The organism is Sulfitobacter sp. JL08 (genome assembly GCF_003352045.1).
Classification (GTDB): Bacteria; Pseudomonadota; Alphaproteobacteria; order Rhodobacterales; family Rhodobacteraceae; genus JL08.
The window spans coordinates 3,034,405-3,046,041 of sequence record NZ_CP025815.1; the positions used below are offsets into that span (position 1 = coordinate 3,034,405).

At 55.0% G+C, this 11,637-nt stretch carries 16 protein-coding genes; 3 read left to right on the plus strand and 13 right to left on the minus strand.

Annotated elements, in window-relative coordinates:
- Positions 1 to 120: 120 nt before the first annotated feature.
- From C1J05_RS22020 to C1J05_RS14965, 7 genes are all read right to left on the minus strand, one after another.
- A complete protein-coding gene (locus C1J05_RS22020; protein WP_302622778.1) occupies positions 121 to 255 on the minus strand; it encodes a hypothetical protein in 135 nt (44 codons plus the stop codon).
- Complete coding sequence (locus C1J05_RS14945) at positions 252 to 866, minus strand: hypothetical protein (protein ID WP_114870946.1); 615 nt, start codon at positions 864 to 866, stop codon at positions 252 to 254. Before C1J05_RS14945 ends, C1J05_RS22020 begins: the two co-directional genes overlap by 4 nt.
- The gene (locus tag C1J05_RS14950; RefSeq protein ID WP_114870947.1) at positions 863 to 1,450 is read right to left on the minus strand and encodes a hypothetical protein; all 588 of its coding nucleotides are present in this window, start codon (positions 1,448 to 1,450) and stop codon (positions 863 to 865) included. The genes C1J05_RS14945 and C1J05_RS14950 overlap by 4 nt, the downstream gene beginning before the upstream one ends.
- On the minus strand, positions 1,447 to 1,770 hold the full coding sequence (locus C1J05_RS14955; protein ID WP_114870948.1) for a hypothetical protein: 324 nt from the start codon (positions 1,768 to 1,770) through the stop codon (positions 1,447 to 1,449). The genes C1J05_RS14950 and C1J05_RS14955 overlap by 4 nt, the downstream gene beginning before the upstream one ends.
- Positions 1,763 to 2,554, minus strand: coding sequence for a hypothetical protein (locus C1J05_RS14960; protein WP_162798098.1), 792 nt, complete (start codon positions 2,552 to 2,554; stop codon positions 1,763 to 1,765). Before C1J05_RS14960 ends, C1J05_RS14955 begins: the two co-directional genes overlap by 8 nt.
- 166 nt (positions 2,555 to 2,720) lie before the next feature.
- Entirely contained in the window at positions 2,721 to 2,966 is a 246-nt protein-coding gene (locus C1J05_RS21565; protein ID WP_162798099.1) for a hypothetical protein, read from the minus strand.
- 108 nt (positions 2,967 to 3,074) lie between these two features.
- The gene (locus C1J05_RS14965) at positions 3,075 to 3,551 is read right to left on the minus strand and encodes a hypothetical protein (protein ID WP_114870950.1); all 477 of its coding nucleotides are present in this window, start codon (positions 3,549 to 3,551) and stop codon (positions 3,075 to 3,077) included.
- Between the two features lie 410 nt (positions 3,552 to 3,961).
- Here C1J05_RS14965 and C1J05_RS14970 point away from each other — a divergent pair, with 410 nt between their 5' ends.
- Positions 3,962 to 4,426: a hypothetical protein gene (locus C1J05_RS14970; RefSeq protein WP_162798100.1), complete on the plus strand. Its 465-nt coding sequence runs from the start codon at positions 3,962 to 3,964 to the stop codon at positions 4,424 to 4,426.
- 161 nt (positions 4,427 to 4,587) lie between these two features.
- Here C1J05_RS14970 and C1J05_RS14975 read toward each other — a convergent pair whose 3' ends face one another.
- Complete coding sequence (locus C1J05_RS14975) at positions 4,588 to 4,956, minus strand: cyclic nucleotide-binding domain-containing protein (protein ID WP_114870952.1); 369 nt, start codon at positions 4,954 to 4,956, stop codon at positions 4,588 to 4,590.
- A 368-nt stretch (positions 4,957 to 5,324) separates the two neighbouring features.
- Here C1J05_RS14975 and C1J05_RS14980 point away from each other — a divergent pair, with 368 nt between their 5' ends.
- Together C1J05_RS14980 and C1J05_RS14985 are read left to right on the plus strand one after the other, a co-directional pair.
- The gene (locus tag C1J05_RS14980; RefSeq protein WP_114870953.1) at positions 5,325 to 6,896 is read left to right on the plus strand and encodes a sensor histidine kinase; all 1,572 of its coding nucleotides are present in this window, start codon (positions 5,325 to 5,327) and stop codon (positions 6,894 to 6,896) included.
- Positions 6,893 to 7,537 (plus strand): response regulator, encoded by a 645-nt coding sequence (locus tag C1J05_RS14985; RefSeq protein ID WP_114870954.1) that lies wholly within the window; start codon positions 6,893 to 6,895, stop codon positions 7,535 to 7,537. The genes C1J05_RS14980 and C1J05_RS14985 overlap by 4 nt, the downstream gene beginning before the upstream one ends.
- Positions 7,538 to 7,826: 289 nt before the next feature.
- Here the strand turns inward: C1J05_RS14985 and C1J05_RS21570 are convergent, their stop codons facing one another.
- The 5 genes from C1J05_RS21570 to C1J05_RS15005 form a co-directional block, all read right to left on the minus strand.
- On the minus strand, positions 7,827 to 8,243 hold the full coding sequence (locus C1J05_RS21570) for a hypothetical protein (protein ID WP_205388962.1): 417 nt from the start codon (positions 8,241 to 8,243) through the stop codon (positions 7,827 to 7,829).
- A 264-nt stretch (positions 8,244 to 8,507) separates the two neighbouring features.
- On the minus strand, positions 8,508 to 9,119 hold the full coding sequence (locus C1J05_RS14990) for a TIGR02466 family protein (protein WP_162798102.1): 612 nt from the start codon (positions 9,117 to 9,119) through the stop codon (positions 8,508 to 8,510).
- A gap of 185 nt (positions 9,120 to 9,304) precedes the next feature.
- Positions 9,305 to 9,847, minus strand: a complete 543-nt coding sequence (locus C1J05_RS14995) for a hypothetical protein (RefSeq protein WP_162798103.1) — start codon at positions 9,845 to 9,847, stop codon at positions 9,305 to 9,307.
- A 303-nt stretch (positions 9,848 to 10,150) separates the two neighbouring features.
- Entirely contained in the window at positions 10,151 to 10,795 is a 645-nt protein-coding gene (locus C1J05_RS15000; RefSeq protein WP_114870957.1) for a hypothetical protein, read from the minus strand.
- Positions 10,796 to 11,093: 298 nt separating this feature from the next.
- The gene (locus C1J05_RS15005) at positions 11,094 to 11,576 is read right to left on the minus strand and encodes a c-type cytochrome (RefSeq protein ID WP_114870958.1); all 483 of its coding nucleotides are present in this window, start codon (positions 11,574 to 11,576) and stop codon (positions 11,094 to 11,096) included.
- Positions 11,577 to 11,637: the final 61 nt, after the last annotated feature.

The window sequence follows — 11,637 nt, forward strand, 5'->3', positions numbered from 1 at the left end:
CCTGTCTTTGTATCGTGGTCGAACTGCATGCATGCGGTGGCGTGATCATTTGACCCCGCGCAAGACACTTCACGGCCCGTCAGCGTCTCGATCTCGTCTGCAAAGTCCTCGGCGTCCATCTCACTTTATCCGCCGCATTTCTGCGCGCAGAGCTGCAGCGGCGCGCACCAGTCCGGCGGCCTTGGCCTCGGCCAAGCGGCGTTCCAGCTCGGCAAGCGCGGTCTTGGCACGCAGTGGTTTGATGGTGCTGGTCATTGGAAAACCACGTCCTGTACCCTATACGGCCAGTCGGCGTGCGGTATCCCGACCATTTCAACGTCCGGAAGGGTGCCAATCGCAAGGGACTCGTCGGCTATAGCTTCCACAAACGCGGCATGCGGCAATTGTCGAGCCAGCGTGACAATCGACGGGGCGTGCATAACCGCCTCGTATAATGCCGGGGCATCCACCATCATAGTACCGCGCGCAACATTGACGGGGTAGTTCATTTTGGACCAGATGTCCTGCGCGTGCATCCACATTCCGATGGCGGTTGCAGCGGCGACTTTTACCTTTGAATCGGCGTCCGCTTTCCAGCGCATGACGGCAAGCACGTCCTCTTCGCTGACCATCGTATTGACCAACAGGTCCGTCGTCGTCCCACCTCTCCGAGCGGCCTCGGCGACCACGACCGAGACGCAGCCGATACCGTCCTCCGAGCCGCCGATACATTGCGCCTCACCGTTGTTACCGCACACGCAAAATCCGGCGCGTGTGTCATCGTCAGGGACAGGATGACCGAACACCCGCGCCAGTGACATGTCTGCGATCAGGTGGAGATATTCATGTTTGATCAGGTCAATGGCGGTTGCCGTGATATCCTTCATCGCAGCTTCCTCCCGATCAGGTCTTTCACACGCATTTTGTGCGCCTCGGCGCGCTCGACCGGCGGGTCCATGTAATCATCCAACCGTTTGCGGGCCACGCGGACAGCAGCAAGGGCTGCAGAGCGCGGGACGAAGTCCGACAACATAAGCGGTTCGACATTCTGGTTCCCCACATCACGCAGGGTCTTCGATAGCTTTGCAAATCCGGATACCTTCAGACGCTTGACCAGATGCTGAGTGGCAAGAATGTTGACGGCCACGTCGGTGGCCTGCACATCCACACCCAATTCAAGATCGCGATCGGACAGATCACCCGCCTTGCGGAAATCTTCCGGCTTCCCTTTGCGCGCCAGTTCGATCACATCACCCTCATAGGCGGCGCAGGGGCCATATGCGGCCAGTTGCATCACGCTGCGGGCCTGATCAAAGTCCGGTAGTTCGACAGCACATTCACCTGCCTCTGAGGTGGCCGACGCGTGCAAAATCGCAGCATCATAGGTCGCTACATCCAAACCACGCTGCACGGCGGCACATGCTGCGCCGAGGGCGTGATAAAGTTCGTGATCTCCGATGCGGCGGGTCATCCTAGCACCTTGCGGATCAGCGGGATCGCGTCCTTCTCATCGGTGGCCAACACCGAGCGCTTCAGGGTTACCTCATCCACAACAGATTGCAGTGCGCCGACATTGCCCAGAATAATGGACGCGGCGGCGGATTTGATGATCTCCACACCGTTGATCTGGTCAATGCGGTTCCCGACATCCTTGATCTGAGAATTTGTCAGGTTGCGCTCCTCGCCCAGAATACGGCCTAAACTGTCAAGGATAACCTGATCGTTCGCCACCGCGATTTTCTCAGCGCGTTTCGTGATGAAAGTTTTCCAGTCTTCTGTCGGATCAGACATTGGCCCAGACCTCCGCTGCTTGTTTCTGAAGTGCCTTGCGGCGGATACTGGCCTTGCGTTCGCGCTCGCCTTCAACAGCTTTTCCGTCGTTGTGTAAACACAGACGAGCATGCTTGCGCATCTGCTCAAGAACCTGCTCCTCTGCCCAAGCGCGAACCTCTTTGCGATAGGTCGGGTCAAGGCGGGTCATGATGTCGGCAGGGTGTTCGATTTCAGGGGTAACTGGTTCGAACTCGGGCCAGTGTTTCGGCACCTCGTACTTTTCCATAACTTCGAGCGGATCAAGGTGCTTTTCCGTCATCGCAAGGCCCGTTGCGAGGCGCAGATCACGGTCGACCTGACCGATGCGGGTGGTCACGGTGCCCGACGCCTCGTTGAGGGCTTTGGCTGCTGCGCGCAGGCCATCTTGGACCGTCTGCGTGTCAACGATGTCGATGTCCGGTGCTGCGGCTCTGAGACCGTCTGTTTGCGCTTTCACGGTTAGCGCCAAATCCGTCAATTCGCCCGGTGTGCCTTCGATCTGTTCCCCCGCCAGCACATCGGCGGCGGCGGACATATCCTTTGCAAACGCGTCTAGGGCGTCGGGGAGAGCCAGCAACAAATCAAGCTCGACGTGACCAGCTTCCAGATCGGCAAGCGGATCGTCGCTGTCCTTGATGGTGCGGGCCAGCTTGCGGGCGTTGGAAACGGCCTGTTTTGACAGGGCAAGACAGACGCGGGGATTGAGGGTGAATGTGGATTTGCCAAACGTCAGCGTTCGGCTGGGTGGTTTTCTGGCGATCATAATCGCATCCTTGTCCTGCAGGGCATTTGCCGCTGAGTGTATGTTGGGCGTCCGAGTCTTCGGCCCGTCGGCAGGTGCGGTCTGCCAGTCGGCGATCATCGGACACGGCAAAGATGGCGCGCGGAGCGAGTCGAGTCTAGTAAAATTATTGTTGTATATCTGAGAGCTACACGTCGACATTAAAGCCGAAATCCGCGAGGAGTTGTTTCGCGTCGGCAATATCCCCGCGGCGGAGTTTGATGCGGGTGATCGCGCCGATCAGGTTGATGGCGGAATCGAAATGCACATCGGCCAGACGCGCTTCGAGGACGGCGACAAGGTCGGTCAGCATTTGCGAGTTAAGCTCGCTAACCGGTAAGTCTCCGGTCTCAATATCATCCAGAATCTGATCTGTTGTTCTGTTGTACCACACGTCGGGCCTGCTCCTTTTTAAGCTGCTCCAGAAGCCGCTGTTCGCGCTCGCGGTCCACGTCGGCCTTGGCGGCGTCCTGGATGCGCTTTGGTGGGCGGAGGCGGGTCATTAGATCAGGCTCAAATCATCGGCGCTGTTGCCCTCGTGCGTTGCCCTCATCTCGCTCTCAGCTTCCGACCGCTTCGACATGGACCGCTTCTCGCTGGTTGACAGCCCGTTAAGGTTCAAGCGGCGTGCCAGCGTGTTGATCGAAGCGGACAGGTCCGTACAAACACGACCGCGAGGATTCTGGATCGGCGTTGTATTGCGGCGGCCTCCCATGATGATCGGCCCTTCCGCGACGTAAGTGGCCCATTGCTGTTCGTACAGGGCCGTCATCTTCGCGAGACGGGCAAGCTCGACGATGTCCATCGCGGACCAGTCGGAAAACGCACGTTGACCTTGCATTTTGTGGAATAAACTTAAAGCGGGAAGCTCGGTTGGTGTGATCCCAATCTCGTCCGGCCATTGATGTAACTTTTCCGCGTTCCGTGCCAGCTTCACCAGCGTTCCAACCTTGTTCACGCCATCAGCTTGATCGACCATCGCAGTTGTCTCCTTTTGCGCGTCTCAGCGCGCGAATGCGTTATTTTACCAAGATGAATAAAATATTCCAGTTTGGAAACCGTGCTCGTTTTAGGTTTTTCTTGACCCCCGTGCGGTGTGAAACCCCCTCGGCATTTCTTTTTCATAGCCCTCCCCTGTGCTGGCCGCTACGCCCCGACTACCCGCACTGCAAAGCAGGTCAAAGCGGCCACATACCTCAAGACGCAAATATGCAATATCCGACCCTCGCCGCGCGGGTCGCGAACTTGCAGTAAGCGGGGCAATCCGACCGTTGAGAAAACGGCGCGCCATCCAAAGGTCCGACAAGCCTGAACTGATGCTGGGCTTGCGGCAATGGCGGACTTGCCTCAATATCAAGGCGGAGGAATTTTTTGGGGGAGATGGGCGCAATGCGAGTACTGATTGGCGCTTTGATCGCAGTTCTCTTCGGCACCTTTTCAGCATTTGCAGCGTCGCCTGAGGTTCAGGAGTTGATCGAGCGCGCTGCCGCAGACTGCCATTCGTTGAACAACGGTGAATTTGATGCGGGCGATGCGGTGGCCGAGATAGAGCTTCGCTCGCAATTTGGCACAGTGGTCGCCGAGCTTGTTGATGAAAGCGAGTATGCCTGCTCTTCTGCTGCATCGCTCTACTGCGGCACCGGCGGCTGCATGCTGAATCTGATAGTGGACGGTACCATCAGATCATGGCAGGCCACGGGCTGGAGGCTCATCGAATGGGGTCCTGATAGGATTCTCTTGATCGGTCGCGATGGTGGTTGGTGTGGCGGCGCAGGTGCAGAGGTCTGCTATGAAGCGCTGGTTTGGAGCAACGGCAACATACTCACTGTGGGACCCACTCCAGACAGTCGGTGAGCGAAGTCCGATTTCGCTGCACTCCGCTTGAATGTCCGAAGTCGGGAAACAGCCCCAAAGCGGTCATGTTGCGAAACGGCGAAGCTGGTCAGAGCGGACCTTCGCGATGCTTCTTTTGAGTGACCGACATGCGGGACGAAGCCGACCGACCCTTGCATAGTCTACCTTTGAATAAAAAGGGGGTTGTCTATCAGGCTGTAAATTCTGTCTTCGTTGTAGCCATACAAGCATAATGCTGCATCACGCGTGCTCATGAAGTCCATACTTGAAGAAAACAGTTGTTCGCAATTTGCATTTCGGGCTGCAATCCACTGGCGCTGGTGCGAACGAAGCGCGGCCCTTAGGCAGGACAGAGTTTGCAGACAAGCCTCCCCGGGCCGAACCCTGTACAGAACGACTTCGCGACCACTTGCTCCAGTCAAGGTCACTTTGATTGAGCCGTTGGACAAAACAATAAACCCGGGACACGAATGCCCGGGCTGAAAGATGATCTTGCCTTGCGGCGCCGTAAAACTCCGAATTTTCGGCATCTTTGTCCTCAAAACAACAGGCTGTTCCGGTCCAGAATAGCCTAGATGCCTTCCAAGACGAATGGAATAACATCGGTTCCATCACGCTTGGTATAGCGGACACTGAATCCGAAGGAACCAAAGTCTTCTCCGTCCGGTGTTTTCTTCGGCTCCAAAGCTAGGCTTTCCGAGTCCACAACCCGGTTATCATCATCAAAAGTCTTCGACTTAAACCTTGGTTTCAATCGCGTTCTTAAAATCTGTGATTGAGCGGTAGCAAAGTTCACCAAATTCAGTGTCCGGTTATACGATGGGGTAAATCGGGGCTCTGTCCCCTACCCGACCGGCGCTTGCGCCACTTAACCGAAAACGCATAAATTCAATCAAAGATGAGCCAAAGCCTCAAATTGCAGAACTGCTCAACTGTCTCGAATTGTTCAAAGAAGGACAGTCGGCCTCGTTCGCTCGGTTATTCAGACGCTTTAGCATCTAAAGCCATCAAAGTGTATGCTCACATCAGACGAAAGTCCGTTTCGAAGAAGCATACTTTAGGTAAATTGCTTTATATGAAAGTATCGACAATGTCGCGACATTGGAGGCGTTTGACCTTGCCAAGCCAGTTTGTTCTGGCGGGGGGCGCAGTGATGGTTGTGGCGATGATCTTGGTCGGGTCATGGGTATCCCGCCGGATCGAACACGCGGCCGTACAGAACTTTGCGATCCTCGCCGCAAATTATGTCGAGAGTTTCATATCACCTCTCACGCAAGAATTAGCATCCGGTACAACGCTTTCTGAACCGGCACAGCAAGCAATGATCGAAGTGTTTGCAAGCACTGCGTTAAGCGAACGTGTCGTGTCTTACAAAATCTGGAAACAAGGAGGATTGATTGTTCATTCCTCAGACCCAAGCCTTGTTGGACAAAAGTTTACTCCGTCCGACGACTTGCAAGCGGCTTGGATGGGAGATGTTTCAGCTTCATTCGGAGATCTGAACGACGAGGAAGATGCAACGGAAGCGATGCTCGGCGTGCCCCTCCTGGAGGTCTACAGCCCCATACATGAGGTTTTTAGTGGCGAAATCATTGCGGTTGCAGAGTTCTACGAGCGTGCCGATGGACTTCAGGCAGAATTGCGGAACGCCCGGCGCACAACATGGTTCGTCGTAGGGTCTGCTTTTATCGCCAGCGGCCTCCTGCTTATTGGCATCGTAAAAGCTGGGGGTCAAACCATCGAACGACAGCGTGGCGAGTTGCAAAAACGGCTAACTGAGTCCGAGCAGCTTGTCGCCCAGAAGAACGCCCTTCGGCGCCGCGCGATCACTGCGAACCAGCGTGCAACGGCACAATTGGAACAGACCATTCGTCGCGTGGGTTCTGACTTGCACGATGGGCCAGCACAGCATCTGTCATTCGCGGCATTGCGCCTGGATTCCGCGTTTCAAGAGAATGCGGCGCCCAACACCCGCGACGATGTCAGATCATCCATTGATCGTGCCCTTGAAGAAATCCGCGCAATTTCACGTGGGCTAGCTTTGCCAGAGTTGGACGAGTTGGATATGCCAAGCCTTGTAAAGCGGGCCGTAACCGAACGGGAAACTCAATCGGGCAACTCTATTGATGTCACCTTTGAAGGGCCTGAACTAAAGTGGTTGAGCTATGCCGATAAGCTCTGCGTTTATCGGTTCCTGCAAGAAGGGCTTTCCAATGCATTTCGACATGGCGGAGTCGAACAGGCCCAAGTGTTCGTCCAAAGTTCAATCGAGGGCCTAAGGATTTCTGTCAAGGATAAGGGAAGTGGCTTTGACATGAACGAAGCCGTGCGCCTCTACGATGAAGGTGGACAGGGCCTGAACGGCCTCAAGGACAGATCTGAAAGCATCGGCGGCAAACTGGAAATTGTAAGCGAAATTGGACTAGGCACGACCCTGACGCTGCATATCCCAAACGAGGAAAGCGCATGACTATCAAGTTGATTGTTGCAGACGATCACCCGATTTTTCGCGATGGCTTGGTCACGACTCTGTCCGAGACCGGCGATTTCGAAGTCCTCGGAGTTGGCGCGTCTGCTGGTGAGGCGGTTGCTCTGGCCAGAAAACACACTCCGGACGTGGCTTTGTTGGATCTGTCCATGCCCGGGGGTGGTATAGAGGCCGCCAAAGAAATCGTTGCTGGCCAACTGGCTACCCATGTCGCGATGTTGACCGTATCTGAAGATGATACAGACGTTGCCAGGGCCTTGCAGGTGGGCGCCATAGGGTATTTGCTTAAAGGTGTGTCTGCAGAAGAGTTGCGCCGTGTCCTGAGAGGGATCGCGCGGGGTGATCCGCATGTATCACCGGGCCTTGCGGCACAGGTGCTTAAGATGATGCAGGCACCAAACCAGAAAACCCAAAATCCGCTTGATGATCTCACGAAACGCGAAGAAGAGATTTTGCGGCTGGTGGCCACGGGCCAAAGCAATCGCGAAGTTGCGGATGTGCTAAGACTTCAGGAAAAAACGGTCAAACATTACATGACAGTTATACTTAGCAAACTACAGGCACGAAACCGGGTCGAAGCTGCGCTGATTGCCCATGATGCGTGGAAAAATGGATCGAATTGATATCTGTTTGATCACTACTTCCTAAATCGGTTGAGTCGCGTCCGATCTGCCTGAGTGGCGGAGCGCGATGCCACCACTCTGCCATATTGATCAACCAATCTGAATCTTCCGAACTCGATCAGTTCTCGCCAACCATTGGCGTAAAGTATTTCTACATTCCGCCCGCGATAGATGGCCTTTACCGCTCGAGAGTTGATTTTGGGTGGCTCTGTCGCAGTCTGGGCTTGGTGCCCTCCAAAGTAAGCGCGTAGACGTGCCAGATCACTACCCCGAGCAGGTCGGCGTTCTCTTACTTGGCCGTTGCGATCTGTATGCGTGAACAGCCCACTTCTGACTTCTTCCCAGCTACCATCTGAAAAAAACACCCGGGCGCCGTCAGAAAGCTTCTGCATCTTGCTGGGGCTTGACCTCTCGCCACGACTTCCGGAAGTAGATTCGCCTTCGCTGTCCTCCCCGCCATCATCACCTTCGCCATCATCACCTTCGCCATCGTCTCCGCTGTCATCTCCCTCGCCGTCGTCACCACCCTCGCCATCGCTTCCGTCATCTCCACCTTCGCCGTCATCGCCGCCCTCTCCATCGCCTCCGTCGTCGCCACCTTCGCCATCGTCGCCCCCCTCGCCATCGCCTCCGTCGTCGCCACCTTCGCCATCATCGCCCCCCTCGCCATCGCCTCCATCGTCGCCGCCCTCTCCATCGCCATCACTGCCGGAGCCACTCTTTGCAAGCGCGTAGGGCATTACGAGGGTGAATTTTCCCGCCTGGTCCATTTCCAATCGGAATGGGAAGACCACGAACAAGATCGACAGAATTAGGTATTTGGCGGTTGCCGTCAGTCTCATGGTTCCTCTTTGTCCACATCTTTCGCGACTTGACGTTAAAGCACGCTAGCAATTTTTCATCGGACTATAGTCCTTGAGTTTTAGCAGATCGTTCAAGCACCTCAGCGACAGGGTTCCCCGAACCGTGGTTACTTTCGAAAAGTTGCATTGAACGCGACCGTGACCCGATCTGCTTCTACCTCATTTGGATAGACCCAATGAACCAAATAGGAAGGAAACAGGATAATTTCGCCCGCAGCCGGTCTAATGCACTTTTTCAAACGAAAGGCATTGGTTTTCAGAATTTCCCATTGCGGCAAGTCAGCACGCGGGGCCACGAACTCGATCATACCTGAAGAACCTTCGCTGATCTCCGGTTGCGAGACGTAATACACACCTGACCAATGCGCACCGGGGTGGGTATGCGGCGCATTGTATCCGTCCTTTGGATTAACGTTCATCCAACCAAAAAGCTTCATCTTCAGCGTTTCTGGATCAACCTTGTTCGTCATCTTGCGTGTCGCTTTGAGAACCGCCATTTCTGCTGCGACGCGCAGTTCGGTGATGCAGTCCGCATCCCTCGTGAAGAGATTTCCAGTCGAATGCCATCCGCGACGGTTCGATTTGACAACACCATCATCTTCCCGACGCATTGCGGCGCCTTCGGCCAGCAGTTCTGCACTGAGAGCTTCGTGATTTGCAACGTCGTACCGGAACAACGGTGAGGAAAACAGTTTTTCGAATTTGGTTTCTGAGATCATGATGGTTTCTTCGCTTGAGAAGGTTTTGTTTACCGGCAAAAGTTCCCGACGGTATTGAAATCGACGACTAAGATACGGCTCCCGGAACTTTAATTGCTATTCGAATGTTCCTGCCTTGCCGACTGACCTCCAATGAATGCCAGTCGGTTACTTGTCAGTTGGTTCAGAAAAGTGCGGACTGTTGTTTAGTCGTCTCCACCCTCACCGCCATCATCACCGCCTTCGCCGCCATCATCACCGCCTTCACCGCCATCATCGCCGCCCTCGCCGCCCTCGCCGCCATCATCGCCGCCCTCACCGCCATCATCGCCGCCCTCACCGCCATCATCGCCGCCCTCACCGCCATCATCGCCGCCCTCGCCGCTATCATCGCCGCCCTCGCCGCCGTCATCGCTTTCGCCGCCGTCATCGCTTTCGTTGTCATCGCTTTCGTTGTCGTCACTTTCGCTGTCATCACTTTCGCTGTCGTCGCTTTCGCTGTCATCACTTTCGCTGTCGCTACCTGACGATCTAGCCTCGGCCAACGATACTGCGCCATCGTTGTTCAGGTCATCTCGATCAAGAACACCATCTGCACCGCGCGTGCCGAACGCAGTCGCAAGTTCGCTCCGACTGAGTGAACCGTCTTTGTTCGTGTCAATCTGGCCAAAAGATTTGCCCGATGCATATGCCGGTGCTGATAGAACCATACAAAGGGAAGTGGTTAGAAGAAGTTTCGAGCGTGTCATGTTCGGTCTCCATTGTTGAAAGATACGCCCACCATGGGGTTCAAACACCCGCCCGGCATCTGTAGAACGTCCAACAACTGCTGTTCGAAAGTCTGACCTGATTTCAGACGAAAGTCTGAAAGGCTGGCTTTGATACCGCCGCAGCAATTGGCCGCAAAGCGACTCCATCGGGCCAACGGCCGATTTTAACGCGTTGGTATGCGGTTCCAGCGTTTTGCATTTACCTGTGCCAAAGAGCACCTTTTGGCACGTTCTACAAAAGGAACAGGCCGCGTCTTTTTTTCACTTCAATGATCAAGTGCCTTAATCGGCGGCAAAGCAGTAAAACAGCCCTGCGCCACCCGTGCCATTGAGCGCTTCCTGCCCGCATCCCCTGGAACCATGTGCCGAATTCCACGATGTGTTGCCACCGCCATGGCGATCGTGGTGACCCACTTGTGCACTGCCCTCGCCGTTGCTTGTCCAATTGGAACAGGTATGATCACCTTCGGCCCATGGGAAGTAAGCCATTCCATCGGCCATGGACCCGGTCAGAATGTCGTGTTCGTTGGGATTGTCGCCAACACCGTTGATCTTTTTGCCATTTTCATCAACCGCAGTCCGTTTGATGATATTGGGGCTTAGATGCAGTTCGTCCAGATCACTTGCCACCAGTTCACCATGCGCATTATACCACGGACCACTTCCAATACGATACCGGGCAGAAACGCCACGTTTGCCGTCTTCTTGGGTGCTGAGGTAAGCGCGCCATGTGCGCCCTTCGATTCGCGCCGCGGTTGCGAGTGCATCACAATGCGCGTCGGCACCGTCCAGTCCACCCAGATTTGCCCCATCGCCCAAACCGATGCTGGTCACGAAGAAGCCCATCGGATGCTCCTGTGCCTGTGCCATGCCAAGTTGAGTGATCAGCGCCATTTGCAGCAGCGCAGCACTTTTCAATATTTTCATCGCTTCATCCTTTCGTTTTGAGCTTTAACAATACCATAAAAGCGGGAACGGGAACGGATTGTGAAAAGCTGTGGCAGGACAACAAGGTAAACATTGATTGCCCGATGCCGCGCAGGTTTCAGGCTTTAATCGGTTGAGACCATAATCGTTGAGACCATAATCATAGTCGTGGTGAGGAATTCATTGGTCAAAGGAAACTCGCGCAATTGAGTTTCCGGTCGGCACGTGTCTCACTCACCTGCCGACCGTCGAGATTTCACCTCTGGTCCAGCCTCCTTCAAAGCGTACCAGTCAGGTGTTACTCGGTCTGGCGATAATCATCGTGGCAACCGCCACATGACTTACCTACCTCCCCAATTGCACCGCGAAGCGCTTCCAGACCGCCACCTGCGGCACCTTCCATCGCGATGGCAGCGGTGACCAGCGCCATACCCTTTTCACCCGCGGTGCTATCGGCTTGCCATATCGCTGGCAGCGCGCGGGTCTTGTCCGCACCAAGCGCTTCGGTATCAGAGCCTTGCGGCCACAAACGCGATTGATCCAACTGCGACAAAGCCGCCAGATTGCTTGCCGCTGCACTTGCAGCAGTTGCATCATATTCGATGTCCCCTTTGGCCATTCCACCCAATAGGCCAAGATTGAATGAATAAAGTATCATCTGCGACTGTCGTGCTTTGACTGCCGCCTGGATGGCCTTATTTTCGTGACCATCGCCAAGAGCCGAAGTAGCGATAACGGCGGCAGTCACAATTCCACCAATCCCGAGCATCCCCGATTTCATGTGCTTCCCTCCAAAAAAAATCAGTAAGAGAATAAGTCTAGCTGTGTGAATAATCGAAGAT

What these genes read in the sequence shown, in the direction of transcription:
- C1J05_RS14995 (WP_162798103.1), bottom strand. Translation starts at nt 9,847, where the DNA reads ATGACACGCTCGAAACTTCTTCTAACCACTTCCCTTTGTATGGTTCTA.
- C1J05_RS14970 (WP_162798100.1), top strand. Translation starts at nt 3,962, where the DNA reads ATGCGAGTACTGATTGGCGCTTTGATCGCAGTTCTCTTCGGCACCTTT.
- C1J05_RS22020 (WP_302622778.1), bottom strand. Translation starts at nt 255, where the DNA reads ATGACCAGCACCATCAAACCACTGCGTGCCAAGACCGCGCTTGCCGAG.
- C1J05_RS15000 (WP_114870957.1), bottom strand. Translation starts at nt 10,795, where the DNA reads ATGAAAATATTGAAAAGTGCTGCGCTGCTGCAAATGGCGCTGATCACT.
- C1J05_RS14960 (WP_162798098.1), bottom strand. Translation starts at nt 2,554, where the DNA reads ATGATCGCCAGAAAACCACCCAGCCGAACGCTGACGTTTGGCAAATCC.
- C1J05_RS14950 (WP_114870947.1), bottom strand. Translation starts at nt 1,450, where the DNA reads ATGACCCGCCGCATCGGAGATCACGAACTTTATCACGCCCTCGGCGCA.
- C1J05_RS14955 (WP_114870948.1), bottom strand. Translation starts at nt 1,770, where the DNA reads ATGTCTGATCCGACAGAAGACTGGAAAACTTTCATCACGAAACGCGCT.
- C1J05_RS15005 (WP_114870958.1), bottom strand. Translation starts at nt 11,576, where the DNA reads ATGAAATCGGGGATGCTCGGGATTGGTGGAATTGTGACTGCCGCCGTT.
- C1J05_RS14980 (WP_114870953.1), top strand. Translation starts at nt 5,325, where the DNA reads ATGAGCCAAAGCCTCAAATTGCAGAACTGCTCAACTGTCTCGAATTGT.
- C1J05_RS14975 (WP_114870952.1), bottom strand. Translation starts at nt 4,956, where the DNA reads ATGCCGAAAATTCGGAGTTTTACGGCGCCGCAAGGCAAGATCATCTTT.
- C1J05_RS14985 (WP_114870954.1), top strand. Translation starts at nt 6,893, where the DNA reads ATGACTATCAAGTTGATTGTTGCAGACGATCACCCGATTTTTCGCGAT.
- C1J05_RS14945 (WP_114870946.1), bottom strand. Translation starts at nt 866, where the DNA reads ATGAAGGATATCACGGCAACCGCCATTGACCTGATCAAACATGAATAT.
- C1J05_RS14965 (WP_114870950.1), bottom strand. Translation starts at nt 3,551, where the DNA reads ATGGTCGATCAAGCTGATGGCGTGAACAAGGTTGGAACGCTGGTGAAG.
- C1J05_RS14990 (WP_162798102.1), bottom strand. Translation starts at nt 9,119, where the DNA reads ATGATCTCAGAAACCAAATTCGAAAAACTGTTTTCCTCACCGTTGTTC.